We start from the raw sequence: 24,291 nt of genomic DNA, 5'->3' as shown, positions 1-24,291 counted from the left end.
AAGCATTATGATTTTAGCTTTTCAATAAATTGTTCTAAAGTTTCTGTTGGAAGTTGTTCCCATTTTTTTAGCACATCTCCTTTTTCATTTAAAAGTAAAATCATTGGGAAATAACCTTTGGAGTTGTATTTCTCTGCTAATTTTCCATTTTCTTCCGCAACTTCTTTGGGTAATTGGTTTTTTTTCTGACGTGGAAAATCAGCATTATAAACAACTAAATTGCTATCAGCAAAAGATTTAAAAGTATCTGTTAAAACAAATTGTTTTTTAAATTTTACACATGGTGCGCACCAGTCTGAACCAGAAAAGAAAAGCATTACGTTTTTATGTTCTGTTTGAGCTTTTGAAAGTGATTGGTCAAAAGTTAGTTTTTCTTGTGCATTTACAGATAAACCAATAAGTAGAATTAAAATTTTAAATAGATTTTTCATGTTTAATCAAAGGATTCTATTAATAATAAGTTGCCTGTTTCGTAGACAACAATAACCATACCATCTTCTGCAACATGATTACTACTGCCTGTTCTGAAACCCAATGTTAAGTTATCATTTTCAAGTGGATAAAACAAATTTTTAGAATGTATTCCAGTAACATCTCCAATTGGAATAAGAGAAATGATACTGTCTTTTGTATACCATTTTTCAAATTTTTTTGGCAGAAGGAAAATTTTAGAATGATCATCAATAATGACAATTTTTAATTCGTCTTTAAAGCGTATGATATTTGTAATATTAGTTATAGTGTGATCTGCTCTTTTTCCTGTTGCCCAAACTACATTTACGGCTTTGTGTCCTTTTTCGATAAGGAATTCGAAAGCTTTTTCTAAATCTGTTTTTTCCTGATCAGGAGCATAAACAATTTCTAATGGATATTGTCTTTCCGTATAATATTCTGGGTTAAAACCTCGGTCAAAATCACCTAACAATACATCGACTTTAATTCCTAAATCAAAAACTCTTTCTATAGCTGAATCAAGTACTATTACATACGGAGACCACTCTAATAGTTGGCCTAGTAATTCAGAAGAGCATTCGGCTCCATTTGCTATGATTAAAGCAGGTTCTTGATCGTCGCGAACAATGTGATGTGATGACATTTTTATAAACTCAAAGTGAAAAGCACAAAGTTATAAGTTATTTGCAGTTATTTTACTGAATAATATAATCTCTTGTGTCTGTTTCACCTAAACTAAAATAGCCCAATGGATAATCATCTGGATTAGACTGATTAATAATGTTTCCTCTCAAAGTGGCTGGAGGCGTTGCGAACGGATTCCCATTGTTTGTTCCACTAATTGTAATTAGTTTGTTCATGTAATTGTAATAAGGATTTGAAACTCCTTGTAAATACAGTTTTAGATTTTGCCCAGGTTTAAGATTGTCATTTGCGTAGAAACCAAACATAACATTACCTTGAAAAAATTCATCATTTATTACTCCGTAATCTGGAGTTACGTAATTAGGATTTTGAACACCTACTAAATAAAAATTATCTTCTAATCCGTTGTCCTGAAAGAAAAATTTTACTTGAACAATTTCTTCACCACCACCAATGGGAGGGACGTTTGTTTGTTGAGTGTATAGAATAGGAGGTGTGGCATAAAGTTTATCAGTCGCAGTATATGTTTGTCCTTCAAAAGTTATATGTAAAGTATATGACTCGTTAATTGCTGGAACAAAATTATTACAGATATAATTACCAGTATTACCATCTTCAATGAAATTGAAAACTGTATTGATACTATTTGTAATAGTTACAGTGGCGCCTGAGGCAGGAGGAACTTCGTTGTTGTAAAAATTACTTGTTTTGGTTAGTTTAATTGTTTGACTCTCTCCAGTTGTTCCTTTTTGCCATTTTATCACGGCATCAACAACTAACTTTGGTTGTTCATCATTTAAATCGACATCGATAACTTTTTCACAACTAAAAAAAGTAAATGTGAATAGAGAGAGTAGTATGTATGGGATTATTTTTTTCATTTGTTAGTATTTAAAATTATAAGAAACTGAAGGAATTATACCAAATATCGATAATCTAGTTGCTTCGTTGACTCCTGTTTCATTGTTTTTACTAAAACTAATTGAAGCAGCATTATTTCTGTTATATAGATTGTAAATGCTGAATACCCATTCACTTTTAAATTTTTTCTCTCTTTTTTGTTTTGTAATTAGAGTTGCTGAAACATCAAGGTGATGGTATGTTGGTAATCGATTTTCGTTGCGTAAACCGTAACTAGGTACAGTTACTCCCTGGAAAGTATATTTTCCAGTAGGGAATGTAACTGGTTGTCCGGATTGAAGTGTGAAATTTGCACCAAAACTCCAGCGTTTGTTTAGTTTATAGCTCGCTGTTATTGCAAGATTATGTCTTTTGTCGTAAGCAGATCGATACCATTGTCCGTTATTTATTCCAACTTCATTAGGTGTTCTTCCGGGTGTTTTTTGCTCAGATTGAGATAGGGTATAGGCCACCCATCCAGTAAAATCTCCTGTGTTCTTTCTTAATAACATCTCTAAACCATTTGATCTCATTTCTCCATTCAAAATTACCTGTTCAATTGCTTCATTGGCAATCAAATCGGCACCATCAATGTAATCTAAACGATTTTTTACTGTTTTGTAAAAACTTTCTAATTCTAAAGTATAGTTATCGTTGCTGAAATTTTTGAAAAAACCAACTGCTACTTGATCTGCCAGTTGAGGTTTTATATAATTATCACTTGGTGTCCAAACATCAAGAGGAGTAGGAGAAGCTGTATTTGAAATTAACTGAAGATATTGAACCATTCTATTGTAACTAACTTTTACAGATTGGTTCTCATCAATCTCCATCGCTAGTGAAATTCTTGGTTCAAAATTACTGTAATCGGATATTTTTTTGTTTTTACCAAAGTATTGTGTTGAAATGGGTTTTGCTTTATCATACACTTTTAAGTCAGCATCATAAACTACTGGTTGATTATTTTCATAATAGTTAATTGTTGATTCTCCTAAACGATAAAATTGACTGTATCGCATACCATAATTAACTGAAAATATTTTAGATAATTTTTGTTCTGCATCAATATAAATAGCTGGTTCAAAAGCATATTTTTTATCTAATTGTTTATAGTTTATACTTGAGTTCTCACTTAATGGTTCAATTGTACCTGGGTTGAATTTATAATAAATCGAATTTATTCCGTAGCTTAATTTTAATTTGTCTGAAATATAGTGTTTGAAATCGTATTTGAAATTGTAACTATCTATACCTGATTTCCAATTAAAATCTACAAAATCTAAAACCAATCCGTAATAATAATTACTATAAATCACAGAAAGATTCGAGAATAATTTGTCTGAGAAAAGATGATTCCAACGTAAGTTAAAAGTTGAATTTCCATAAGTATTTGTAAAACTATCGCTTAAAGTAAAAACATCTCGACCAAAATAACCAGAAAGATATATGTTGTTGTTTTTGTTTAACTTATAATTCATTTTGGTGTTTAAATCATAGAAATAAGCCGAATTTTCATTATTTGAAAGTTTTAAGAATAAATGAGCATAGGAAGCTCTTCCTCCAATTAAAAAAGAACCTTTCTCTTTAACGATAGGCCCTTCGGCCAAAATTCTACTCGAAACAAGTCCAATCCCTCCGTTAAGATTGAAGTTATTACTGTTTCCATCTTTTTGATAAATATCTAATACAGATGATGCTCTTCCGCCAAAACGTGAAGGAATTCCGCCTTTGTAAAGCTTTAAATCTTTAATAGCATCAGGGTTAAATACTGAAAATAGTCCAAAAACATGGGATGTGTTGTAAATAGTTGCTTCATCAAGTAAAACTAAATTTTGATCGGCACCACCACCACGAACATTAAATCCGGATTGTCCTTCACCTGCATTTGTAACGCCTGGCAGAAAAAGAAGTGATTTAATGACATCAACTTCACCTAAAACTACAGGCATTTTCTTAATAGTTTGAATTGAGAGTTTATTAACACTCATTTCTGGTTTTCTAATATTTGCTATGTTTTTTTGTACAACGGTGATTTCATCCAACTGTTTTACATTTCTATTTTCTTCTTTTAGAGAAAAATTCTTTTTTGTGTTTGCATTTAAAATAATTTTTTCATCGATAGAAATAAATCCAGAATAATCAATTAAAACATTGTAATCCCCTTTTGGTAATGTAATTGAATAAAACCCGTATTCGTTAGTTGAGGTTGATGCGTTTGCTTCTTTAACGTAAATAGACACACCAATAAGTGTTTCGTTATTTTTCGCATCAGAAATAACTCCGCTAAGCGTGAATTTTTCTTGAGAAAAACCATCAAATATTCCTAAGAAAAGAATAAATAAGAAACTTATTTTTTGTAATGAAGGCATTTTTTTATTTTGTGAAGATTGAAATACAAATATCAGGAATTCTTACAAAAACATTTGTTAAAATAGGGTTAATAAAAAAGGCAGCCAATGGCTGCCTTAATGTACTTATTTATGAAAAATTAATTTAATTTAGATAAAATTGAATTAAAAGTACCACTAGGTCTCATTGCATTTGTAGTTGCGCTTTCAGAAGGCTGATAATAACCACCAATGTTTTGAGGCTTTCCTTGAGCACTAATTAATTCAGCATCTATTTTAGCTTCATTAGCACTCATTTCTTCAGCAATAGGAGCAAATTTAGCTTGTAATTCAGTATCTTTTGTTTGGTTTGCTAAAGCTTGTGCCCAGTATAACGCTAAATAAAAGTGAGAACCTCTATTATCGATTTGTCCTACTTTACGAGCAGGTGACTTATCGTTTGCTAAGAATTTAGCATTAGCTTCATCCAACGTATCTGCTAAGATTTGTGCTTTTGTATTGTTTTGTGTTTGTGCCAAATGTTCTAAAGAAGCTTGTAATGCTAAGAATTCACCTAATGAATCCCAACGTAAATAACCTTCTTCAACAAATTGTTCAACGTGTTTAGGGGCAGAACCTCCAGCGCCAGTTTCGAACAAACCGCCACCGTTCATTAATGGAACAATAGATAACATTTTTGCTGACGTTCCTAATTCTAAAATAGGGAATAGGTCTGTTAAATAGTCACGTAATACGTTTCCAGAAACAGAAATAGTATCTTTTCCTTCACGGATTCTTTTTAAAGTTTCTGCCATCGCATCTTTCACATCCATAATACGAATGTCAAGACCAGTAGTATCGAAATCTTTTAAATATTTCTCTACTTTTTTGATCATTTGACTATCGTGAGCACGACCTTTGTCTAACCAGAAAATAGCAGGAGTGTCTGATAAGCGAGCTCTGTTTACAGCTAGTTTTACCCAGTCTTGAATAGGAGCGTCTTTTGTTTGACACATTCTGAAAATGTCTCCTGCTTCAACAACTTGTGATAATAAAACAGTTCCATTTTCGTCTTCAACTTTTACAGTACCAGCTGCATCAAGTTGGAACGTTTTATCGTGTGAACCATATTCTTCTGCTTTTTGAGCCATCAAACCTACGTTAGGAACAGTTCCCATAGTTTTAGGATCTAATGCACCATTTGCAATCATATCATCAACAACAGCTTGATAGAAGCCTGCATAAGTGCGGTCTGGAATAATACAAACTGTATCTTCTTCTTTTCCTTCTGTATTCCACATTTTACCTCCGTTACGTGCTAATGCCGCCATAGAAGCATCAACAATGATGTCTGAAGAAACATGGAAATTTGTAATTCCTTTATCTGAATTCACCATAGCCACACGAGGACCGTTTGTTAAAGCAGTTTCGATTGCCGCTTTAACTTCAGCTTCTTGAGCATTTCCAGCTAGTTTTTCGTATAAATCTTGTAAACCATTGTTAGGATTAATATCTAATGATTTGAACAAATCGGCATATTTAGTGAAAACATCAGAAAAGAAAGTTTCTACGATAGCACCAAAAATAATTGGGTCAGAAACTTTCATCATCGTAGCTTTCAAGTGAGCCGAAAGCAATACATTTTTTTCTTTAGCTTGAGCAATAGCTTCTTTTACAAATGATTTTAAAGCTGCTAAATTCATCACAGATGAATCAATAACTTCACCTGCTTTTAAGTTTGAAAAGTCTTTTAAAACTTTTGTTGAACCATCGTTACCTGCAAATACAATTCTGAATTTACCTTCTTTTTCAACAGTAGTTGAATTTTCTGTTCCGTAGAAATCACCTGAGTTCATGTGGGCTACAGAAGTTTTGCTGTCTTGTGCCCAAACTCCCATTTTATGAGGGTTTTGTTTAGCATATTTTTTAACAGCTTTAGGGGCACGGCGATCCGAGTTACCTTCACGTAAAACAGGATTTACTGCTGAACCTAATACTCTTGAATATTTGGCTTTAATATTTTTTTCATCGTCATTTTGTGGCTCTTCTGGAAAGTTTGGAACAGCGAAACCATGAGATTGTAATTCGGCAATTGCTTCTTTTAACTGTACAATTGAAGCCGAAATATTAGGTAATTTAATAATGTTTGCTTCTGGAGTTGTAGCTAATTGTCCTAATTCGGCTAAATTATCTGCAACTTTTTGGTTGTCATTTAAATATTCAGGGAATTGTGATAAAATTCTACCTGCTAATGAAATGTCTCTTAATTCTATATCTATGTTTGCCGGAGCAGTAAATGCTTGTACTATTGGTAAAAACGAATGTGTTGCCAACATTGGCGCTTCATCGGTTAGTGTGTAATGAATTTTTGATTTTTGTGTCATCGTAGTATTTTTTCGTATGAATAAATGATGTAAAAGCTTTTTTTGAGCGTAGCAAATATAAGAAAATCAGTCTGAAAATGATTAAAAAGCAATCATAAAACAGCGATTTGTAGAATTGATTTTTTTGATAAAGAAGGAATGTGGAATTGATAATTTTAAATTGATTTTTTTGCCAAATAAAAAAGCCTCGAGGTTATCGAGGCTTTTTTTATGCATTTTAGAAAGTGAATTATCTTCTTCTTTCTTTGATTTTTGCTTTTTTACCAGTAAGATCTCTAAAGTAGAAGATACGAGCTCTACGTACTTTACCTCTTTGGTTTAATTCAATTTTTTGTAATGCTGGCATGTTTACAGGGAAGATACGTTCTACACCTACAGCACCTGACATTTTACGGATTGTAAAAGTTTCAGTAGCACCAGTACCTCTTCTTTGGATTACAACTCCTTTGAAGAACTGAGTTCTTGTTTTTTCACCCTCTTTAATTTCGTAGTATACAGTGATAGTGTCACCAGCTCCGAAAGTAGGGAAGTCTTTTCTTGCAGATAATTCGTTATTAACGAAATCTAATAAATTTGCCATTTTGACTAAATTTTAAATAATTAATTCTGAACAACATTCACGGTTTTCGCCAGAGGTTGATCAAATGTGGATGCAAAATTAAATAATTATTTTGAATTTTTAATTATAAATGATGAATTATTTTATTTTTTTAATTATTTCGATTTCAGACAGTTATATGTTACGGATTGAAATTTAGAATAATGTTTTATTCATTCAATAAATCAGGTCTTCTTGTTTTTGTATGTTCGTAAGCTTTTTCTTCTCGCCATTTTTCAATGTTGGCAAAATGACCACTTAATAAGACATCAGGAACTTTCATTCCTTTGTATTCAGCAGGACGAGTATATATAGGCGGAGATAATAGATTGTCTTGGAAACTATCTGTTAAAGCCGAAGTCTCATCACTTAAAACTCCAGGGATTAAACGAATTAACGCATCACAAAAAACAATAGCGCCAATTTCTCCACCCGAAAGTACATAATCTCCAATCGAAATTTCTTTAGTGATGTGTAAATCACGAACACGTTGATCAACACCTTTATAGTGACCGCACAAAATGATAATGTTTTTATACATTGACATTTTATTAGCCATGGGTTGATTTAGCGTTTCGCCGTCAGGGGTCATGTATATAATTTCGTCGTAATTTCTTTCCGACTTTAATTTTGTAATACATTCATCAATAGGCTGAATCATCATTACCATGCCTGCTCCACCTCCAAACTGATAATCATCTATGCTACGACGTTTGTCATAAGCATAGTCTCTTAAGTTGTGAAAATGAACTTCTACTAATCCTTTTTCGATGGCTCTTTTCATAATAGAACCTTCAAAAGGGCTACGCATTAGTTCGGGTAAAACAGTAATAATGTCGATGCGCATGACTTAAAATTTAAGCAAAAATAGTTTAAAAGTTTAATTGTATAAAATTGTTTGGGTAATATAAAAAACTAAATTTGGAAAAAATAAAATCAAAAGCATAATACTTATTTATGGAAATTAAAGAGAATGTAAAGTTTGGAGAAGGAATTATAAGCGGATACACGTCTATTTTTTTGGGTGTACTTTCTTTTTTAGGTGTTTTTTGTTTTAAATATCCTGAATGGTTAACCACTCCCGAGTTTAGAAATGTTTATACAGGCGAATCAATGAAAATTTTATTAACGGCTGTAATTATTGCATCTCTTTTTTTTGCTGTGATAAGTTTTATGTGGAGTAAACAAAAAAAATGGGCATTGTATGGAATGTCATTTTGTGTTTTGGCTATCGTATTGGGTGGGTTTGATGTTAGTCCAAGAAGTGTTACTATTACCAAAGTTCATTTAGGATTAGATTGGCTAATTCTAGATTTATTTTTAATGGCAATTTTATTTGTGCCAATAGAAATTGTTTTTCCAAAACGTAAAAATCAACCTACTTTTCATGAAGAATGGAGGACTGATTTAATGTACTTTGTAGTTAGTCATTTGCTCGTGCAGTTTTTTGGAGTAATTACACAACAACCAGCAAAAATGTTTTTTGGCTGGATGGGATTGGGCGGAATTCAAGATTTTGTTCAAAATCAGCCTATTTTATTGCAATTATTTTTCGCTTTTTTTATTTCTGATTTATTTCAGTATTGGACGCATCGTTTTTTCCACACTCACACTTTTTTATGGAGATTCCATTCCATACATCATTCTACCGAGAACATGGATTGGCTAGCTGGTTCAAGAACGCACTTTGTTGATATTTTTGTGACTAGGTCTATGGCTTTTGTACCTCTTTATATTTTAGGTTTTTCAACAATTACCTTTAATATTTATGTAATTTTTATGGCGATTCACGCAGTTCTGATTCATTCTAATACCCGAATTAATTTTGGGTTTTTCAAATACATTTTTGCAACACCACAATACCATCATTGGCATCATTGTAAAGATTCTGAATTCTATGGGAAAAATTTCGCAACAATATTTCCGTTTATTGATAGAATATTTGGAACGTATTATCTACCAAATAATGTTTGGCCTCAAGATACCGGTTTGTTAGAAATAGACTTTCCTAAAGGTTATATTAAACAAGCAGTTTATCCTTTCACAAAAAGTCCATTTGATAAAGATTTGAATATGGAGGAATACGATAAATCTAAAAGATAGAATTATACTCCAACTATTTTAAATAATAATTATTTAAGGTGTTTCCATATTAAAGTGTGCTATTCTTGTTCGTGCGTTGTCTTTTTCGACTATCCTTTCTGAATTTGGACTCAATTTGTTAATTGTTTAAATGATTTTTTATTGCTACTTGGACTAAAGGTACTGATATAATTTATTTTTTAGTTGCTGTTAATGAAAAAACCATTGGGATTTTATTTTGTAAATGTTTGATTCTGAATTTTCCAGTTTCAAACTCTTCAGTCTCATTAAAACAATTGTAAGGAGAATAATCGTATTCATCAAAAGAATTAATTTCTAATCCCGATTTGATTAAAGCATTCAAAACTTCACTGGTTGGATGATTCCAAGTTATGGTTTTGGTCTCAATAGATGAGTTTTTGTTAGCATAAGTTCCAGTTTCTTCTTCAATTATAGGTTCTACATTGAAATAACTGTAAAATACTTCTTTAAAATCATTATCAAACATCCAAACTATGGGGTGAAACTCAGCAAAAACGAATTTTCCACCAGGTTTTAAAAAACGAGAAACAACATTAGCCCATTTATCTAAATCTGGAAGCCAACCAATGGTTCCGTAACTTGTAAAAACAATATCAAATTGTTCGTTTAAATGATTGGGCAAATCATAAATATCACAACAAATAAATTTTGCATCGAGGTTTAACTGGTTGTTAAATTCTTTTGCTTTTGCAATGGCTTTGTCAGATAAATCTATTCCTGTAGCATTTGCTCCCATCCGTGAAAATGAAATAGTATCTTGTCCAAAGTGACATTGAAGATGTAAAATTGATTTTCCTTTTATATCTCCAAGTAGTTTTAGTTCGATATCATTAAGCGAAGATTTTCCTTTTAAAAAATCGTCATTGGCATAAAATTCCGAATTTACATGGATGTCCGTTTTTTCGTTCCATGTTTTTTTATTAATGGTAATATAATCTTGGTCTTTCATAATTATAAAGTTAATTCCATTTGGATATCTGCTCTGTCATAATCAGTTTCATCCATTGGTACTTCTACAAAGTTGTATTTTGAATATAAATTTAAAGCAGGTTTTAATATTCTGTTAGAAACTAAAAATATTTTTTTCGCATTATTTTGTTTGGCAAAATCAATACAAGCTTCCATTAGTAAGTTGCTTAATTTCATTCCTTGAAATTTTTTATCAACTGCCATTTTAGCCAATTCGTAAGTTTTATCATCAGCTTTTATCATAGCTACAGTACCAGCAATTTTTTTATCAACCAAACAAAAGAATATCTCTCCTTCCTTTTTTATAATGTCTTTCTCAATATTATTGAAGGTTTCTAAATCGTGAGGTTCTACATAAAAATATTCTTCTAGCCAAGCTTTGTTTAATTTTATAAAGTCATTTTTGTATTCTGGATTGTAACCAATTATTTTAATTTCCATTTGAATATAAAATCGTAATTTTGTCATTCAAATTTAATTATAATTACGATGCAAGACGGTATTTACGCAAAATTTAATACTTCAAAAGGGTCGATTTTAGTAAAATTAACTCACGATTTAACACCTGGTACAGTAGGGAACTTTGTTGGTTTAGCTGAAGGGAATTTAGAAAATTCAGTAAAACCACAAGGACAAAAATATTATGATGGACTAAAGTTTCATAGAGTTATTCCTGATTTTATGATTCAAGGTGGATGTCCTTTAGGAACTGGAACTGGTGATGCTGGTTATAAGTTTGATGATGAGTTTCATCCGTCATTAAAACACGACAAACCAGGCGTTTTATCAATGGCTAACGCTGGTCCTGGCACAAATGGATCACAATTTTTCATTACACATGTGGCTACACCTTGGTTAGATGGTAAACATTCAGTTTTTGGACATGTTGTTGAAGGTCAGGATGTGGTAGATGCTGTTGCTCAAGGAGATGTTTTGGAAAGTGTTGAAATTATTAGAGTTGGTGCTGAAGCAGAAGGATGGAATGCAATTGAATCTTTCAGAACATTTGAAGGATCAAGAGGAAAAAGATTGGCTGAGGAAAAAAGATTAGCTGAAGAAGCAATGGAAAAATTAGCTGCTGGTTTCGAGAAAACGGAAAGCGGATTACGTTATAAAATAATTCAAAAAGGAAATGGTAAGCAAGCTGAAGCAGGTAAAACAGTATCAGTTCATTACCAAGGTTCATTAGAAAATGGAAAAACATTTGATAGTTCTTACGCTCGTAAAAAACCTATTGAATTCCCATTAGGAAGAGGTCATGTTATTGAAGGTTGGGATGAAGGTATCGCTTTGTTACAAGTTGGTGATAAAGCACGTTTTGTAATTCCTGCATATTTAGGGTATGGTGAAAGAGGTGCTGGAGGGGTTATACCACCAAATGCTACATTGGTTTTTGATGTTGAGTTAATGGATGTTAAATAATCAACTCACTATTATGATATGAGAAAGCTGCCAAATAGGCGGCTTTTTTTGTCTTTTGTGTTAAATTTTGTGTAATAAAATTCCTATATAAATAAAAATTTATATTTTTATGAAGTCAAAATATTTGCAAATAAACAGACATTAAACTTAAAAAAAAATTAAAACTAAAAAATCATGAAAAAGAGCGAAAATTCTAAAAAGCCTTTTTTTGCTAATTTCTTAGAAAATCAAATTTCAAAAGATGAGCAAAACGCAATTCAAGGGGGAGCAGTAACTAGTGTTTTATCTGACACAGTTCAAACAATGAAATATCCTTCAGACAGCGAAGAAGGGCCAGGGAATCCAACTAAGCCATCATTAGATATTTACGAAACAATGAAATATCCTTCTGATAGCGACGAGGCTGGAACAGAAATCTAAATTATAAATGTTGAGCAATGCCATGGTATTGCTCAACTATTTTTTGCCTATGGTTTTATGTATTACGCACAGTAATGATTTTTATACAGTAGATATTGTTATAAATAGATTAAAAGAATTAGGAATTGAGGTTCTACGATTCAATTCTGATGATTTCTCGTATAAAATTAATTTTGAATACCATAATTCTTCAGGTAATCAAGTTGTAAAACTTGTAACTCCTGATTATGAAATTACTTCCGATAAAGTTAAAGCAGTTTGGTATAGAAAGCTTTGGAATATTTCTATTCCAGAAAATCTTGATGATAGTTATAAGCAAATATATTATCAAGAATATAATACCATGCGAAATATTTTTTTTGAATCTCTAAAAAATGTTCCATGGATTAACCCAATCCAAATAGATCATGAGATTGGGGAAAATAAATTAGAACAATTAAAATTAGCTTCAGAATCTGGACTAATCGTTCCCAAGAGTCTATTTACCAATAATGCTGAAGCTGTCAAGGATTTTTTCTTCTCAATTTGTAACGAACAAATGATTGCTAAGTTACATGGAGCTTTGTCTAGAAGTATGTCTGGAAATACTCCATTTTTTCCAACAACAATCATTCAACAGAATGATTTAGAAAATTTAGACTCTTTGGTGTATTGCCCAATGATTTTTCAAGAGAGAATAGATAAGCAATACGAATTAAGAGTAATATATGTTGATGGAGAATTTTTTACTGGAAAAATAAATGCTGAAAATTCAGCTGCAGGATCAATAGATTGGAGAGCAGCTACAGATATTAGACCTTCTTGGGAAAAATACGATTTACCTTTAGAAGTAGAAGAGTCTATTAAAAAAATGATGAAAAAAATGAACCTGTTTTTTGGAGCGATTGATATTATTCGTGAAAAAAAGGGTCAATATATATTCTTAGAAGTTAACCCACAAGGAGAATGGGGTATGCTTCAAAGGGATTTAGGGTTGCCTATTGGAGAAACTATAGCTGATAGAATAGTTAGCCAAATTATTAAAAAAGAAATTGAAATAAAAAAATCAACATATATAACAACATAATGAAAAAGATACTAATTATAACACATTCTCAAGACAACGAAAGCATTGAGACAGTTTCAAAAAAAATTAAAGCCTCAAACGGATTACCTATTCGTTTTAATGTTGATGAGTATCCTTTAAAATATAGTATAAGTTCTTGTTTTGAAAACAATGAATGGAAAGTTTATTTAGATTATCAGGGAGTAAGAGTTTCTATACATGATGTAGAAGCGGTTTGGTATAGACGAAGCCATAACCTTGGTTCAGGTCTTTCAAATGTTTTGGATAAAGAATTTTTGAGCAGTGCTTATGGTGAAATACGAACAACTTTGTTTGGAATGCTTGAAAGTCTTAATTGTTTTCAAATTAGTAAATTCAGTCAGTACAGAAGATTGGATAGTAAAGAAGAGCAAATGAAAATTGCGTCTCATTTAGGTTTAAAAGTTCCAGAAACGTGTATTACAAATAACCCACAGGAAGCGAAAAAATTTGTTCAAGAAAGACCTAATGGTGTAATTTCTAAAATGCAAAGTTCATTTGCAATTGTGCGTGATGGTGTTGAAAATGTGGTGTTTACAAATCTGGTAAAAGAAGAAGATCTTGAAGATATCGATACTTTGCAGTATTGTCCTATGCAATTTCAGGAAAAACTTGACAAGAAACTGGAATTAAGAATAACAATTGTTGGTGATCAAGTATTTGCATTTGCTATAGATTCTCAAAAAACTGAAAATGCAAAATTAGACTGGAGAAAAGAAGGAAGAACTTTAATAAGAGATTGGGTTCCTTATGAATTACCATTAGATATTAGAGAAAAGTTACTTCAAATGATGGATATTTATCAAATTAATTATGGAGCAATTGACATTATTGTTACTCCAGAAGATGAATATTATTTCTTAGAAATAAATTCAGCAGGAGAATTTTTTTGGTTGGATAGGCTTATTGATGGAGCAATTTCGGAACAAATTGCAAACGTTCTTTTAGGAAATGCATACAGAAGATATACTCCTGTTTTAGAAGAGAATTTTTCAAGAGCTTAAAATAGATAGAAAAGTTTGTTATATTTACCCTTCAATCAAAACAAAAAGATATGAAAAGTAAAGCTTTATTAGTAATTGCTGTTGTGGGAACTTTTGTTTATGCGTGTTCTCCTAAAACTGCAACTACAGCGCAAACATCTGAAGTGAAAAAAATAGAATTGACTCCTGAATTAGCAGAAGGTAAGTCGTTGTATGAAAATAATTGTGGTAAATGCCACAAATTATTCCAGCCTACAAAACACACTAAGGAAGACTGGGTTCCAACATTAGATAAAATGGCAAGAAAAGCTAAAATAACAGATGAGCAAAAAGCATCAATTTATAATTATCTTGTTGCTAACTTATAAAGAAAAAGCCCCAATTTGGGGCTTTTTTTATTTTCTAGCTGTGAAACCAACAGGTAACATTAGTTCTCCCTTTTCAAATTTATTTATATAAAGTAAAACTGGTTGTTTTTGACCTTCCCAAGTAATTTCAAATGTATCAATTAGTCCTGCTCCCATATCAGATCTTTTGGTTGGAAAAGGGCAACAGGGGTCTTTTTTTACAAAAGTGATTTTCTCGCCATTAGGCCCTGCCAAAGCATTTAAAAATCGTATCTGATTGTTATTTCCATCTTCTAAAGAAGTAAAACCTACATTTACAGGATAGTCTTCATTGTAAGCATACTTTTTATTGGGAGCCTTTTTTGTAATGATAAAACTGTTGAAAGTTTCATTTAAAGCAGGTCCGGGAATTGAGTCATCTATATTTTTTATCGTTGATCTTGTGCTTATACACGAGATAAAAGGTGTAAAAATCAGCAGTAAAATTAAAGTTCGAAATTTCATTAATTGTTTTCTTTTATAGATTTTGGTTGACTCATAACAAATATAGCAACATTCTTTTATTTTTGTACAAAAAATATTGAAATGGATTTTATTACTCATACATGGCATTGGAGTATTTCAGGTCTACTGATTGGTCTTGTAATGTTGGCTTTAACGTATTTTGGAAAAGCATTTGGGATGTCTTCCAATCTTAGAAGTTTGTGTTCAATGGCTGGTGCTGGCAAATTTGTTCCTTTTTTTGATTGGGATTGGAAATCACAACGATGGAATCTTGCTGTTGTTGTGGGAGCAATGTTAGGGGGTTACGTAGCAACTCATTTTTTGTCTGATTCTACAAATGTTTCAATTAATCCCACTACTATAAATCAATTGGCTGCAATGGGTATAGATGCTCCGCAAGGAAAATTAGCACCTGATACTTTATTTGGAATGCAAGTGTTTAGTTCGCCTAAAATATTAGCTATTTTATTGATTGGAGGATTGTTGATTGGTTTTGGTTCACGTTACGCAGGCGGATGTACTTCTGGACATGCAATTTCAGGATTAAGCAATCTTCAACTACCCTCATTAAAAGCTGTAATAGGATTTTTCGTGGGAGGGCTTATTGTTTCTCATTTTGTTTTACCTCTAATTTTTAATTAATCATGAAGCTGTTTAAATTTTTACTCGTTGGTTTTTTCTTTGGAATTGTTCTAACAAAATGTGAAGCGGTTTCATGGTATAGAATTTATGAAATGTTTCAATTTCAATCATTTCATATGTATGGTATAATTGGAGTAGCTGTTTTTACAGGTGTCATTGGAATTCAAATTATAAAAAAATATAATTTAAAAGATATAGATGGTTTGCCAATCGAAATCTTAGATAAAGAAAAAGGATCAATGCGATACTGGATTGGTGGACTTCTTTTTGGGTTAGGATGGGCTTTAGTGGGATCTTGTCCAGGACCAATTTTTATTCTTATTGGAGCGGGTTTCATGAGTGTAGGCGTTATTTTAGTTGGTGCTTTGCTTGGGACTTTTTTATACGGAGTGCTAAAAGATAAATTACCTCATTAATTTTATTGTAATACTGATAATTATCAGTCTTTTACTGAAAATCAATTGGTAACTTTAGATAAATATTTAAAGTTATGAAAGCATCAGTAATTGTTCAAAATTTAAAGTGTGGAGGTTGTGCCAACACTATTACATCAAAATTAGCTAGTATTAAAGGGATTCAAAATATTGAAGTTTTAATTGAAGAGAGTAAAGTCAATTTTGAGTACGTTTCTAATGATATAGTAGGAACTGTAAAAGAAATACTCGCTAAATTAGGTTATCCTGAAGAAGGAACTGCAAATTCAGTGGCTAAAAAAGCAAAATCGTATGTAAGTTGTGCAATAGGAAAGATTAGTTAATTTTTTTTATTGAGATTTAAAATCCCTTTGGTAATTAAAAACTGAGCAACAATATACGTTGTCATTATTAAAAACCCTGATTTTGGTAGTTCAGAGTGGAATTTATTTATTGCCAAAATACTATCTGAAGAAACAAAAATTAGAGCACCTAATAAAACAGTTTGATTGTAAGGTTTACTCCAATTAAAATAACCTTTTACAGCCATTAAAAGCATGGTTGATATGGTAACAGCATAAACAGTTACAGGAATTTTTAAATCGCCTAGACTTGGGAAGAGTAGGAACAACATTCCAAGAAGATAGATTCCAACTATAATCAATCCTATCCAAAACAATTTGTTTGTAGTAGTTGTTTCTTTTTCTTGTTTTATGAATAGAACAATGAATATAATATGGGCAATCAGGAAGGAAACTAAACCGAAGATAAAATACAATTCACCTTTATCTGCAAACATTAAAATTATATCTCCAATCCATGAAAAAATCAATGCCGAAAGGAGTAAGTTTTTGGTTTTGAAATTTTCTGATGAATAGGTTTCTAAAATTAAGAAAGGAAGTAAAAAGGGCTTTAAATACCAAGCGATTTCATCTTGACCAATAAATAATAGAACAAGATAAAACACACTTATTCCAGCGAAAATTTTTAAATAATTACTCATAAAATTAACTTAAGGCAGGTTGGTTTTGCGTTTCTTTAAATTCTACAGTCACAAAATAAATACTTATTAAAAGACATAAAGTCAAGTAACTCATAACGATAATTGTTCCATACGGAATTACATCATCAATTTTGAACCAGCTTCCTATTAGGAACACAATGGCAATTGCAAAAGCATAACGTATACCTTCATAGACAAAGGCATATTTGTTTTTATCCATCAATTCAGTATAGCTATAAACTGTAGCGAAAATAAAAAATCCGTAAATAAAAATTCCTGGTATACCAATTTTAGCAATATTATCAAAGAAATAAGTGATAAGTAGTAATGTAAGTAGTAATTGCGCTACCGACCAAGCAATCAATGTTTTGCTATTATTGGTTCCAAATTTTTGAAAATTGTAGACATTATCAATTTTATGAAGGGGATATTTTTTGTCAAATCCTTCAGGGCGCCAACCTGTTGGCATAAACCAAATTTTTAGTTTGTCCGAAAATTTTTCTGCACGCCACGCATCTCTTATTAAAACCCACATATGTTGGAAATTAATTTTGAATGGATTCCAGGTTTCGGCTGGACGAGTAATTCCAAATACTGCAGGAACTTCTGGTAATTCTTCTTGGAAAGTGCCAAACATTTTATCCCAAATAATAAAAACCTGCGAATGATTTTTATCCATGTATTCAGGGTTAATGGCATGATGAACTCTATGGTGTGAAGGAGTAACGATAATTTTTTCCAAAAAGCCCATTTTGTTAATGTATCTGGTATGATACCAAAATTGTATAAAAAACTGGATAGGAAGTGTAATGGCGATTACCTTAGCAGGAACACCTAACAAAGCAGCAGGTAATAATAGAAAAGTAAATAAATTAAAAAATTGTGAAACCGATTGACGTAAAGCACACGATAAGTTAAACTCTTCACTACTATGATGAATAGCATGTTTGTTCCAAAAAATATTAATTTGATGAGCCCATCGATGTGTCCAATACCCTTGAAAATCTATAGCAATAAAGGCAACAATATAGGCTAGGGCTGATTCTTGAATAGTGAATAATGCCATTTTAGAAACCATCCACTCATAAGTCAGAATGGTGATACTTAAACCCAAAACATCCTTTGTTGCATTGGTAACTCCGGAACTAATACTTGAAACACTGTCCATTAGCGGAGCATGATCAACCCCTTTGAAATAGCCGTACAATTTTTCAATAATAATGAGTGCCAAAAAACATGGCATCGCAATAATGAGTATTTTTCCGTAGACTTCCATATTTACTTTAAAATTTAAAAGTGAAAGATATGGAGAATTTAACGTTTAACAAATAATTTGTTAAATAATTTCAGCACTCAAACCAGCATCTAATAATGCACTACATTGTGGTTTTAATTCGTCAAAAGAACCTGTTTTTACACCGCATTTTCCAGTATAATGAACTAATAAAGCACATTGTTCTGCCTGAAGATCGTCGTGTTTACAAACACGTACTAAAGTGTCTATCACATGATCAAAAGTATTAACATCGTCGTTATACAAAATAATTTCATGGTTGGTAGCAACTAGTTCCAGTACCTCTAATTGTTCTTGTATTTTTTCAATCGTCGCCATTTAGATTTGGGGGTATTTTTCTTAATTACGAATTTACATATTTTAATGATACCCAGTTGTTTCGGTTTATTTTTTTAACAAAAGTTAAACCTTTTTCTGTACAAGAAGCATCAATGTGAGGTATGTCTTGTTCGTAAAATCCACTAAACAAAATAATACCTTTAGGATTTAAGCTATCTACATACGTTTGCATATCGTTTAATAGTATGTTTCGGTTGATGTTAGCAATAATTAAATCATATTTTTTACCTGCTAAAAGTGATGCATCTCCTTCGTATACTGAAATGTGTTGGCAATTGTTTCTTTCAGCATTTTCTATTGAATTTAAGTAGCACCAATTATCAATATCAATAGCATCTATTGGTTGAGCACCTTTCATTTCTGCTAAAATCGCTAAAATTGCTGTGCCACATCCCATATCAAGAGTTTTTAAACCTTCAACATCCATTTCTAATAGGTGTTGAATCATCATATGAGTTGTTTCATGATGACCAGTTCCAAAACTCATTTTTGGTTCAATTACAATATCGTATTGAGCATCTGTTTTTGGGTGGAAGGGTGCACGAACATGACAAAGACCATCTACATCAATTGGATCAAAGTTTTTTTCCCATTCGGCATTCCAGTTTTTTTGTTCAATTTCCTCAATAGTAAAACTAATTTTGAACTCAGGGTTATTCAAAATATAAATATCTTCTAAGATATTTTCGTTCCAGTTTTCTTTTGGTATATATGCTGAGAAACCATTTTCTGTTTCAATAAAACTATCAAAAGGAAGTTCTCCTAATTCGGCAATTAAAATTTCTGAACCTAAATCTTTTGGTTCTACTTGAAAATGATAACCTATATATAAATTTTGCATGTATTTATTTTTTTGCAAAGGTAAGAATTAATTTTTGCCAGTTCTAGGAAGAAAATTATAATAAAATTTGCACAAAAACAGAATCCAACCATCGATCAAATTTAAACCCTGTTTCTTTAATGTGTCCCACTTCTTGAAAACCAAGTTTTTTATGAAATGTAATACTACCATGATTTTCAGAATCGATAACACCAATCATCGTGTGTAAGTTTTGATTCCTAGCGATCTCAATTAATTCTTTGAGCAGTAGGGTGCCAATTCCATTGCCATGAAAATCTTTGTTAATGTAAACAGAATGTTCTACAGTAAATCGATACCCAATTTTAAATCGGAAAGTTCCATAAGTTCCAAAACCAACAATTTTACCATCTATTTCTGCAACTAAAAAAGGAAACTCTTTTTCAAGTTTTTCAATGTAAATTGCTTCTTGTTCTTCTAATGTCCTAAGGTCATAATCCCAAATAGCAGTTGTGTTTGAGATTTCGTAGTTTACAATCTCTAAAACCGAAATCATATCTGTAATTGTAGCTTTTCTTATTGTGACCGACATAATTAATTATTGTAAATGTTAATTTATTGTAGTAAATTTAAGGTATTAACTGCTTTAAATGGATTTGAAATTACACAAACTTTCAAAACTACTAATAATTTTATACTTCGGAAACCTGTTACTTTACAGTTTTTCATCAATGTTTGATTGGGAATTTTTTGAAAAAATATTTTGGTTTATAAGAATACCTATTTTACTTGTTTTATATTTTGTTAGCTCTTCAAAAAAGCAATTAGTCTATTTCTTAGCACTTTTGTTTTATCAGTTTGCATCAGTTTTTTTTACTTTAAGTTTCACTGATTTTTTTGCTTTAGCAAGTATTTGCTCACTGTTTTTTAAAATATGTCTGTGTTTTTTGGTTTTTGATTTAATAACCCAACAAACAAAAATTGCAGTATTTGTTGCTATTATTCCTTTTTTTGTATTGTACTTGTATCTAGTTGATTTTGTTGATAATAGTTTGGGTGATGCTTATTATATTTGGATATTGAATACTTTTTGTACATCACTTATTGGTGGTGTTGCTATTATAAATTATGTGAATAATTCGGATAAAAAAGGGTATTGGCTACTTATTAGCGCCATCTTGTTTGTTGTACAAATTGGCGCTTTTTTTATTAATAAGTTTTATGTGAAAAATGAAGCTATTTACCAAATTGTAATTTTAGCCTATGGTATTTCTCATTTCACATTCTATAAATTTTTACTCTTAAAAGAAAAGTCATCAGTCAGTACCAATTAAAACTAAATGAAAATCGTTTTCAGAGATTCGAATTTTCACTTTTAGTAGTTATTGTGTTAAAGTGAACATGATTAGGTTTGGATTTTCGTCATCTAATTCTGAAGATGCTACAAAATTAAATTTTGTTAATAGTTTTGTTGAGTTCAGATTTTCGTGATGAGTAAACGCAACTATTTTTTTAAATTTTAATGATTGAAAAACATAATCAATAACCACTTGCAGAGCTTCTTTCATTATACCTTGTCCTTGGAACTTTGTTATAAGTTCGTACCCTATTTCACAACTGCTTCTTTCGTTTGAAAAATCAAATAGACAAATCGTACCAACAAATGTTTTGGTATCTGTTAAAGTAATTGCCCAATAGAATGAAATGTTTTTTTCAATATTTTCGTTAACCTTATTGATAAAGTTTATAGCTTCTTCTTTTGTTTCACAAAGTTGTCTGCCAAGGTATTTATTAATATCTGGGTCAGAACGCAAATCAAAAATTGCTTGCTGATCGTCAATAGATAATTGTCTCAAAGTTAATTTTTCAGTTGTCAAAATTGAAAAAGTTGGAGAATTCAAATTGGTCATGCAATTATTTATTTTTTAGAAATCTCTTTTAATTTGTCTAATGCTTTTGGATAAATGTCATTGAAATATTCCAAGTATTCATCGATAGTATCCATATCTACCGTTACCGTTGTAATACCATTGTTTTCTTGAAAACTGTAATTTTCATGACCACCTGCCCATTTTTCTACTTGTTCACCTGTGGTAATTTCAAGATCACCGTCCAGAAATCCATAATGACGTATAGAAACAAACCCGGCAGGTTGATGCGCTACAATTTCTGAAGCCATTCCGCCTTTTTTACCGCTTTCATCTACCCCTACAAAATGAATTTTACTTCCTTTGTCCCAACTACCTTCATAAGTAGAAGTAGGATTAAAAGTTGCTGTCCAATATTCGTAAGTAGCTTTGTTTTTTAAGCCAAGCATCGTTTCATATACTTTTTGAGCTGATGCTTTTATTTCTTTTTTAAACTGTAATTTTTGCATTGCTTACTATGTTTTAAAATTTTAAATCAGCCTTATATTTTTTATACTGACTCAGGATAATAATACTAAATTTAAGACTAATTATTGCAAGTACAAAAGAATTTTTGGAATCTGTTATGATTCAAAAAAGAGTTAACAGCTATTACACCACTCGAATGAATAGAACTAATGAAAAAAAATAGCTGCACTAGCAGCTATTTTATGTTTGTTATTGCAAACTCCTGACAATATTTTTTAATAAGATCTCGTACTTCTCTAAATTTTTCCTCAACTTCTTTTTCTGATCCTGTTGCTTTTGCAGGGTCTGGAAAATTTTGATGAAACTTTTTTGCTTGTGACGGAAAGAAAGGACATCTTTCGTTAGCATTATCGCAAACGGTTATCACATAATCAAAATCAACATTGTAATATTCATTAACATTGTTTGAGGTATGATTTGAAATGTCAATATTGTCTTCTTTCATTATTGCAATTGCCTTTGGATTTACACCATGAGTTTCTACACCGGCACTATACACAATTGCTCGATTGTTTGTGTAGTGGCGTAAATAACCTTCAGCGATTTGGCTTCTGCAACTGTTTCCGGTACAAAGAACTAATATTTTTTTTACTTCCATGCTTTTAAACTAATAACCAAATCATATTAATAATGCAAAACTTAGGATCAAAACCAAAAAATAACTGTAATGCTATAACAGAAGTTGTTATGATGAGTGGCTTCTTATATTTGATAGCTTTTTCTATCATAGTTAGCAGCATTTAGAGTTAGGGGAACAGCAAGCTGTGTTTTCTTCTTTTTGAGATGGGATACCACAAGCATCTGAGGCTAAACATGCTGTTGTTTTGTTTTTTAATAAAAAATGGTTTCCATTAAATTCTAATTCGTATTTACCAATGGTTTCACCTTGATATTCCACTTCAATTTCCAAATCTTCAATGCCAAGCTTTTCTTCAGACAGTTTTATGATATTCATAAGTTTTGAAGGTTTAAGTCTATGTTCATAGTCGTTAGCATTCCACAACTGGAAGTTTGTAACTTTTTCGTTTCGAATTGTTCCTCCACAATCAATGAAATGTTTGGTCACAACACCAATTTCTGTTACGTGGAAATGTTCAGGAACATAGGTTCCGTTTTCTAATTGAAAAACAACATTGTCTAGTGTTGGTAAAATACTTTTTACATCTGATAGTTTCATAGTGATTTTATTTTATTGTTATATTGTAATATTACGATTGTTGTTTTCAAAAAAATACTAGCAGCTTTTTTTTGTTTTTACATCTTCTGTAAAGAAGAGTGTGAGTTCAGATTTAATTTGTAGCCAAATTTCTTCATCTATACAATAACAAACACTGGTTCCTTCTATATTTCCTTTGATGATGCCTATGTTTTTTAATTCTCTCAAATGCTGAGAGATTGTGGCTTGGGCTAAACCAAGTTCATTTACTAAATCATTACAAATACAAGCATTTTGCTTGATGATATGTTGAAGTATAGCAATACGTGCCGGATGTGCCAGTGCTTTTAGTATGGTTGCCAACTTGTTTTGCTGTTCGTTGAATATATCAGTTTTAGTAATTCCCATAATTAAATTAATTATCGCAATATTACGATTAATATTTTGATTGTTTAAAAAGATTTTGTTAAAAATGAATTTAGCTTTTGTTAAGCTACTAACTAGCGTTCTGTACTTATTGATGTTAGCGTTTTTAAATCGACTATTTATATTTAAGAAAAATCTATCGAAATGTAAACTTTAATTTACTCACAAAATTCGCAATATCCTCTGACTCTTGTTAGCAGTTCGATCTTTTTAACCCGCTATTTGCTTTTTTAATTGCTGCGTTGTAGCTTTTATAAAGGCCTCTTTTCCTTTTTTAGCATCATTTATCATGGCTTTTATGTCGGCTGGAATGGTAAAGTATTTATCTGCCCATAAATGGATTTCTACAATAATGGGTAATAAATCAATTGCTTTTGGTGTAAGCTTATATAAAACCTTGGCTTTACTTTCTGGGTGTTCTAGTTTCTCGATAAGCTCATTTTCTTCCAAATTTTGTAGTCTTGAAGCCAAAATATTGGTAGCAATTTTTTCTTCCGATTTTAAAAATTCCCCATAAGTCGATTTTTGACGAAACATCATATCTCTAATGATCAATAACGACCATTTATCGCCTAAAATATCAAGAGTACAACTAATTGGACAGTCCGATCTTTTTTTATTTTTTTCCATAACTATAAAAATATTTCAAAACTTCACTTGCAT

At 31.3% G+C, this 24,291-nt stretch carries 31 protein-coding genes; 10 read left to right on the top strand and 21 right to left on the bottom strand.

Translation table 11 applies throughout. From position 1 onward, the window contains the following. Positions 1-5: 5 nt before the first annotated feature. The 7 genes from LJY17_RS06295 to trmD all read right to left on the bottom strand — a co-directional run bounded on the left by LJY17_RS06295 (position 6) and on the right by trmD (position 8,154). The gene (locus LJY17_RS06295) at positions 6-431 is read right to left on the bottom strand and encodes a thioredoxin family protein (protein ID WP_264542992.1); all 426 of its coding nucleotides are present in this window, start codon (positions 429-431) and stop codon (positions 6-8) included. 2 nt (positions 432-433) lie between these two features. Beyond that, positions 434-1,096 carry a thiamine diphosphokinase gene (locus tag LJY17_RS06290; RefSeq protein ID WP_264542991.1) on the bottom strand — a complete coding sequence of 221 codons (663 nt, stop codon included), beginning with the start codon at positions 1,094-1,096 and terminating at the stop codon, positions 434-436. Positions 1,097-1,148: 52 nt separating this feature from the next. After that, the gene (locus LJY17_RS06285; RefSeq protein WP_264542990.1) at positions 1,149-1,979 is read right to left on the bottom strand and encodes a DUF4249 domain-containing protein; all 831 of its coding nucleotides are present in this window, start codon (positions 1,977-1,979) and stop codon (positions 1,149-1,151) included. 3 nt (positions 1,980-1,982) lie between these two features. After that, the gene (locus LJY17_RS06280; RefSeq protein WP_264542989.1) at positions 1,983-4,367 is read right to left on the bottom strand and encodes a TonB-dependent receptor; all 2,385 of its coding nucleotides are present in this window, start codon (positions 4,365-4,367) and stop codon (positions 1,983-1,985) included. A 119-nt stretch (positions 4,368-4,486) separates the two neighbouring features. Then, the gene (locus LJY17_RS06275; RefSeq protein WP_264542988.1) at positions 4,487-6,709 is read right to left on the bottom strand and encodes an NADP-dependent isocitrate dehydrogenase; all 2,223 of its coding nucleotides are present in this window, start codon (positions 6,707-6,709) and stop codon (positions 4,487-4,489) included. Between the two features lie 229 nt (positions 6,710-6,938). After that, positions 6,939-7,289: a 50S ribosomal protein L19 gene (gene rplS / locus LJY17_RS06270; protein ID WP_264542987.1), complete on the bottom strand. Its 351-nt coding sequence runs from the start codon at positions 7,287-7,289 to the stop codon at positions 6,939-6,941. 187 nt (positions 7,290-7,476) lie between these two features. Further along, positions 7,477-8,154 carry a tRNA (guanosine(37)-N1)-methyltransferase TrmD gene (trmD, locus tag LJY17_RS06265; RefSeq protein ID WP_264542986.1) on the bottom strand — a complete coding sequence of 226 codons (678 nt, stop codon included), beginning with the start codon at positions 8,152-8,154 and terminating at the stop codon, positions 7,477-7,479. A 110-nt stretch (positions 8,155-8,264) separates the two neighbouring features. Between trmD and LJY17_RS06260 the strand changes: the two genes are divergently transcribed. After that, complete coding sequence (locus tag LJY17_RS06260) at positions 8,265-9,410, top strand: sterol desaturase family protein (RefSeq protein WP_264542985.1); 1,146 nt, start codon at positions 8,265-8,267, stop codon at positions 9,408-9,410. A 172-nt stretch (positions 9,411-9,582) separates the two neighbouring features. Here LJY17_RS06260 and LJY17_RS06255 read toward each other — a convergent pair whose 3' ends face one another. Both LJY17_RS06255 and LJY17_RS06250 read right to left on the bottom strand, forming a co-directional pair. Beyond that, positions 9,583-10,380, bottom strand: a complete 798-nt coding sequence (locus LJY17_RS06255) for a class I SAM-dependent methyltransferase (RefSeq protein ID WP_264542984.1) — start codon at positions 10,378-10,380, stop codon at positions 9,583-9,585. Between the two features lie 2 nt (positions 10,381-10,382). Beyond that, positions 10,383-10,868: a GNAT family N-acetyltransferase gene (locus LJY17_RS06250; protein WP_264542983.1), complete on the bottom strand. Its 486-nt coding sequence runs from the start codon at positions 10,866-10,868 to the stop codon at positions 10,383-10,385. 21 nt (positions 10,869-10,889) lie between these two features. On the opposite strand from LJY17_RS06250, the gene LJY17_RS06245 reads away from it, so the two are divergent. The 5 genes from LJY17_RS06245 (at position 10,890) to LJY17_RS06225 (ending at position 14,677) form a co-directional block, all read left to right on the top strand. Then, positions 10,890-11,822: a peptidylprolyl isomerase gene (locus LJY17_RS06245; protein WP_264542982.1), complete on the top strand. Its 933-nt coding sequence runs from the start codon at positions 10,890-10,892 to the stop codon at positions 11,820-11,822. A 174-nt stretch (positions 11,823-11,996) separates the two neighbouring features. Continuing rightward, a complete protein-coding gene (locus LJY17_RS06240) occupies positions 11,997-12,242 on the top strand; it encodes a microviridin/marinostatin family tricyclic proteinase inhibitor (protein ID WP_264542981.1) in 246 nt (81 codons plus the stop codon). A 49-nt stretch (positions 12,243-12,291) separates the two neighbouring features. Continuing rightward, positions 12,292-13,308, top strand: coding sequence for an MvdC/MvdD family ATP grasp protein (locus tag LJY17_RS06235; protein WP_264542980.1), 1,017 nt, complete (start codon positions 12,292-12,294; stop codon positions 13,306-13,308). After that, positions 13,308-14,330 (top strand): MvdC/MvdD family ATP grasp protein, encoded by a 1,023-nt coding sequence (locus LJY17_RS06230; RefSeq protein ID WP_264542979.1) that lies wholly within the window; start codon positions 13,308-13,310, stop codon positions 14,328-14,330. The genes LJY17_RS06235 and LJY17_RS06230 overlap by 1 nt, the downstream gene beginning before the upstream one ends. 50 nt (positions 14,331-14,380) lie before the next feature. After that, entirely contained in the window at positions 14,381-14,677 is a 297-nt protein-coding gene (locus LJY17_RS06225; protein WP_264542978.1) for a c-type cytochrome, read from the top strand. A 27-nt stretch (positions 14,678-14,704) separates the two neighbouring features. On the opposite strand, the gene LJY17_RS06220 is transcribed toward LJY17_RS06225, so the two are convergent. Further along, positions 14,705-15,160, bottom strand: a complete 456-nt coding sequence (locus LJY17_RS06220) for a 2-dehydro-3-deoxyphosphooctonate aldolase (RefSeq protein WP_264542977.1) — start codon at positions 15,158-15,160, stop codon at positions 14,705-14,707. 81 nt (positions 15,161-15,241) lie between these two features. On the opposite strand from LJY17_RS06220, the gene LJY17_RS06215 reads away from it, so the two are divergent. The 3 genes from LJY17_RS06215 (at position 15,242) to LJY17_RS06205 (ending at position 16,559) form a co-directional block, all read left to right on the top strand. Then, on the top strand, positions 15,242-15,802 hold the full coding sequence (locus LJY17_RS06215) for a YeeE/YedE family protein (RefSeq protein ID WP_264542976.1): 561 nt from the start codon (positions 15,242-15,244) through the stop codon (positions 15,800-15,802). A gap of 2 nt (positions 15,803-15,804) precedes the next feature. Continuing rightward, positions 15,805-16,218, top strand: a complete 414-nt coding sequence (locus LJY17_RS06210) for a DUF6691 family protein (RefSeq protein ID WP_264542975.1) — start codon at positions 15,805-15,807, stop codon at positions 16,216-16,218. A gap of 74 nt (positions 16,219-16,292) precedes the next feature. After that, entirely contained in the window at positions 16,293-16,559 is a 267-nt protein-coding gene (locus LJY17_RS06205) for a heavy-metal-associated domain-containing protein (protein WP_264542974.1), read from the top strand. Here LJY17_RS06205 and LJY17_RS06200 read toward each other — a convergent pair. From LJY17_RS06200 to LJY17_RS06180, 5 genes are read right to left on the bottom strand one after another with little or no spacing between them, the layout of a single operon-like run. After that, on the bottom strand, positions 16,556-17,218 hold the full coding sequence (locus LJY17_RS06200) for a lysoplasmalogenase (RefSeq protein ID WP_264542973.1): 663 nt from the start codon (positions 17,216-17,218) through the stop codon (positions 16,556-16,558). The two genes, LJY17_RS06205 and LJY17_RS06200, sit on opposite strands and share 4 nt — an antisense overlap. Positions 17,219-17,222: 4 nt before the next feature. After that, on the bottom strand, positions 17,223-18,494 hold the full coding sequence (locus LJY17_RS06195) for a sterol desaturase family protein (RefSeq protein ID WP_264542972.1): 1,272 nt from the start codon (positions 18,492-18,494) through the stop codon (positions 17,223-17,225). Between the two features lie 60 nt (positions 18,495-18,554). Further along, entirely contained in the window at positions 18,555-18,830 is a 276-nt protein-coding gene (locus tag LJY17_RS06190) for an ATP-dependent Clp protease adaptor ClpS (RefSeq protein WP_264542971.1), read from the bottom strand. A gap of 25 nt (positions 18,831-18,855) precedes the next feature. After that, positions 18,856-19,692 carry a 50S ribosomal protein L11 methyltransferase gene (gene prmA / locus LJY17_RS06185; RefSeq protein ID WP_264542970.1) on the bottom strand — a complete coding sequence of 279 codons (837 nt, stop codon included), beginning with the start codon at positions 19,690-19,692 and terminating at the stop codon, positions 18,856-18,858. A gap of 55 nt (positions 19,693-19,747) precedes the next feature. Beyond that, the gene (locus tag LJY17_RS06180) at positions 19,748-20,242 is read right to left on the bottom strand and encodes a GNAT family N-acetyltransferase (RefSeq protein WP_264542969.1); all 495 of its coding nucleotides are present in this window, start codon (positions 20,240-20,242) and stop codon (positions 19,748-19,750) included. Between the two features lie 355 nt (positions 20,243-20,597). Here LJY17_RS06180 and LJY17_RS06175 point away from each other — a divergent pair, with 355 nt between their 5' ends. Continuing rightward, positions 20,598-20,984: a hypothetical protein gene (locus LJY17_RS06175; RefSeq protein ID WP_264542968.1), complete on the top strand. Its 387-nt coding sequence runs from the start codon at positions 20,598-20,600 to the stop codon at positions 20,982-20,984. 48 nt (positions 20,985-21,032) lie between these two features. On the opposite strand, the gene LJY17_RS06170 is transcribed toward LJY17_RS06175, so the two are convergent. The 6 genes from LJY17_RS06170 to LJY17_RS06145 all read right to left on the bottom strand — a co-directional run bounded on the left by LJY17_RS06170 (position 21,033) and on the right by LJY17_RS06145 (position 24,258). Next, on the bottom strand, positions 21,033-21,560 hold the full coding sequence (locus LJY17_RS06170; RefSeq protein ID WP_264542967.1) for a GNAT family N-acetyltransferase: 528 nt from the start codon (positions 21,558-21,560) through the stop codon (positions 21,033-21,035). A gap of 8 nt (positions 21,561-21,568) precedes the next feature. Beyond that, positions 21,569-22,027 (bottom strand): SRPBCC domain-containing protein, encoded by a 459-nt coding sequence (locus tag LJY17_RS06165; RefSeq protein WP_264542966.1) that lies wholly within the window; start codon positions 22,025-22,027, stop codon positions 21,569-21,571. A gap of 194 nt (positions 22,028-22,221) precedes the next feature. After that, positions 22,222-22,644: an arsenate reductase ArsC gene (locus tag LJY17_RS06160; protein ID WP_264542965.1), complete on the bottom strand. Its 423-nt coding sequence runs from the start codon at positions 22,642-22,644 to the stop codon at positions 22,222-22,224. Positions 22,645-22,776: 132 nt separating this feature from the next. Beyond that, positions 22,777-23,223: a DUF6428 family protein gene (locus LJY17_RS06155; RefSeq protein WP_264542964.1), complete on the bottom strand. Its 447-nt coding sequence runs from the start codon at positions 23,221-23,223 to the stop codon at positions 22,777-22,779. 57 nt (positions 23,224-23,280) lie between these two features. Next, a complete protein-coding gene (locus LJY17_RS06150) occupies positions 23,281-23,610 on the bottom strand; it encodes an ArsR/SmtB family transcription factor (protein ID WP_264542963.1) in 330 nt (109 codons plus the stop codon). 228 nt (positions 23,611-23,838) lie between these two features. Continuing rightward, a complete protein-coding gene (locus LJY17_RS06145) occupies positions 23,839-24,258 on the bottom strand; it encodes a winged helix-turn-helix transcriptional regulator (protein WP_264542962.1) in 420 nt (139 codons plus the stop codon). Positions 24,259-24,291: the final 33 nt, after the last annotated feature.

Origin of the sequence: Flavobacterium hankyongi (genome assembly GCF_036840915.1) — a bacterium.
Taxonomy (GTDB): Bacteria; Bacteroidota; Bacteroidia; order Flavobacteriales; family Flavobacteriaceae; genus Flavobacterium; species Flavobacterium hankyongi.
Note: the sequence above shows the minus strand (reverse complement) of the source record. Positions and strands in the feature narration are given on the sequence as shown.

What these genes read in the sequence shown, in the direction of transcription:
- LJY17_RS06205 (WP_264542974.1), top strand. Translation starts at nt 16,293, where the DNA reads ATGAAAGCATCAGTAATTGTTCAAAATTTAAAGTGTGGAGGTTGTGCC.
- LJY17_RS06215 (WP_264542976.1), top strand. Translation starts at nt 15,242, where the DNA reads ATGGATTTTATTACTCATACATGGCATTGGAGTATTTCAGGTCTACTG.
- LJY17_RS06245 (WP_264542982.1), top strand. Translation starts at nt 10,890, where the DNA reads ATGCAAGACGGTATTTACGCAAAATTTAATACTTCAAAAGGGTCGATT.
- LJY17_RS06210 (WP_264542975.1), top strand. Translation starts at nt 15,805, where the DNA reads ATGAAGCTGTTTAAATTTTTACTCGTTGGTTTTTTCTTTGGAATTGTT.
- LJY17_RS06235 (WP_264542980.1), top strand. Translation starts at nt 12,292, where the DNA reads ATGGTTTTATGTATTACGCACAGTAATGATTTTTATACAGTAGATATT.
- LJY17_RS06170 (WP_264542967.1), bottom strand. Translation starts at nt 21,560, where the DNA reads ATGACCAATTTGAATTCTCCAACTTTTTCAATTTTGACAACTGAAAAA.
- LJY17_RS06255 (WP_264542984.1), bottom strand. Translation starts at nt 10,380, where the DNA reads ATGAAAGACCAAGATTATATTACCATTAATAAAAAAACATGGAACGAA.
- LJY17_RS06290 (WP_264542991.1), bottom strand. Translation starts at nt 1,096, where the DNA reads ATGTCATCACATCACATTGTTCGCGACGATCAAGAACCTGCTTTAATC.
- LJY17_RS06200 (WP_264542973.1), bottom strand. Translation starts at nt 17,218, where the DNA reads ATGAGTAATTATTTAAAAATTTTCGCTGGAATAAGTGTGTTTTATCTT.
- LJY17_RS06220 (WP_264542977.1), bottom strand. Translation starts at nt 15,160, where the DNA reads ATGAAATTTCGAACTTTAATTTTACTGCTGATTTTTACACCTTTTATC.
- LJY17_RS06260 (WP_264542985.1), top strand. Translation starts at nt 8,265, where the DNA reads ATGGAAATTAAAGAGAATGTAAAGTTTGGAGAAGGAATTATAAGCGGA.
- LJY17_RS06285 (WP_264542990.1), bottom strand. Translation starts at nt 1,979, where the DNA reads ATGAAAAAAATAATCCCATACATACTACTCTCTCTATTCACATTTACT.
- LJY17_RS06250 (WP_264542983.1), bottom strand. Translation starts at nt 10,868, where the DNA reads ATGACAAAATTACGATTTTATATTCAAATGGAAATTAAAATAATTGGT.
- LJY17_RS06230 (WP_264542979.1), top strand. Translation starts at nt 13,308, where the DNA reads ATGAAAAAGATACTAATTATAACACATTCTCAAGACAACGAAAGCATT.
- LJY17_RS06275 (WP_264542988.1), bottom strand. Translation starts at nt 6,709, where the DNA reads ATGACACAAAAATCAAAAATTCATTACACACTAACCGATGAAGCGCCA.
- LJY17_RS06240 (WP_264542981.1), top strand. Translation starts at nt 11,997, where the DNA reads ATGAAAAAGAGCGAAAATTCTAAAAAGCCTTTTTTTGCTAATTTCTTA.
- LJY17_RS06195 (WP_264542972.1), bottom strand. Translation starts at nt 18,494, where the DNA reads ATGGAAGTCTACGGAAAAATACTCATTATTGCGATGCCATGTTTTTTG.
- LJY17_RS06150 (WP_264542963.1), bottom strand. Translation starts at nt 23,610, where the DNA reads ATGGGAATTACTAAAACTGATATATTCAACGAACAGCAAAACAAGTTG.
- LJY17_RS06295 (WP_264542992.1), bottom strand. Translation starts at nt 431, where the DNA reads ATGAAAAATCTATTTAAAATTTTAATTCTACTTATTGGTTTATCTGTA.
- LJY17_RS06165 (WP_264542966.1), bottom strand. Translation starts at nt 22,027, where the DNA reads ATGCAAAAATTACAGTTTAAAAAAGAAATAAAAGCATCAGCTCAAAAA.
- LJY17_RS06180 (WP_264542969.1), bottom strand. Translation starts at nt 20,242, where the DNA reads ATGTCGGTCACAATAAGAAAAGCTACAATTACAGATATGATTTCGGTT.
- LJY17_RS06145 (WP_264542962.1), bottom strand. Translation starts at nt 24,258, where the DNA reads ATGGAAAAAAATAAAAAAAGATCGGACTGTCCAATTAGTTGTACTCTT.
- LJY17_RS06225 (WP_264542978.1), top strand. Translation starts at nt 14,381, where the DNA reads ATGAAAAGTAAAGCTTTATTAGTAATTGCTGTTGTGGGAACTTTTGTT.
- prmA (WP_264542970.1), bottom strand. Translation starts at nt 19,692, where the DNA reads ATGCAAAATTTATATATAGGTTATCATTTTCAAGTAGAACCAAAAGAT.
- LJY17_RS06280 (WP_264542989.1), bottom strand. Translation starts at nt 4,367, where the DNA reads ATGCCTTCATTACAAAAAATAAGTTTCTTATTTATTCTTTTCTTAGGA.
- trmD (WP_264542986.1), bottom strand. Translation starts at nt 8,154, where the DNA reads ATGCGCATCGACATTATTACTGTTTTACCCGAACTAATGCGTAGCCCT.
- LJY17_RS06155 (WP_264542964.1), bottom strand. Translation starts at nt 23,223, where the DNA reads ATGAAACTATCAGATGTAAAAAGTATTTTACCAACACTAGACAATGTT.
- LJY17_RS06160 (WP_264542965.1), bottom strand. Translation starts at nt 22,644, where the DNA reads ATGGAAGTAAAAAAAATATTAGTTCTTTGTACCGGAAACAGTTGCAGA.
- rplS (WP_264542987.1), bottom strand. Translation starts at nt 7,289, where the DNA reads ATGGCAAATTTATTAGATTTCGTTAATAACGAATTATCTGCAAGAAAA.
- LJY17_RS06190 (WP_264542971.1), bottom strand. Translation starts at nt 18,830, where the DNA reads ATGGCGACGATTGAAAAAATACAAGAACAATTAGAGGTACTGGAACTA.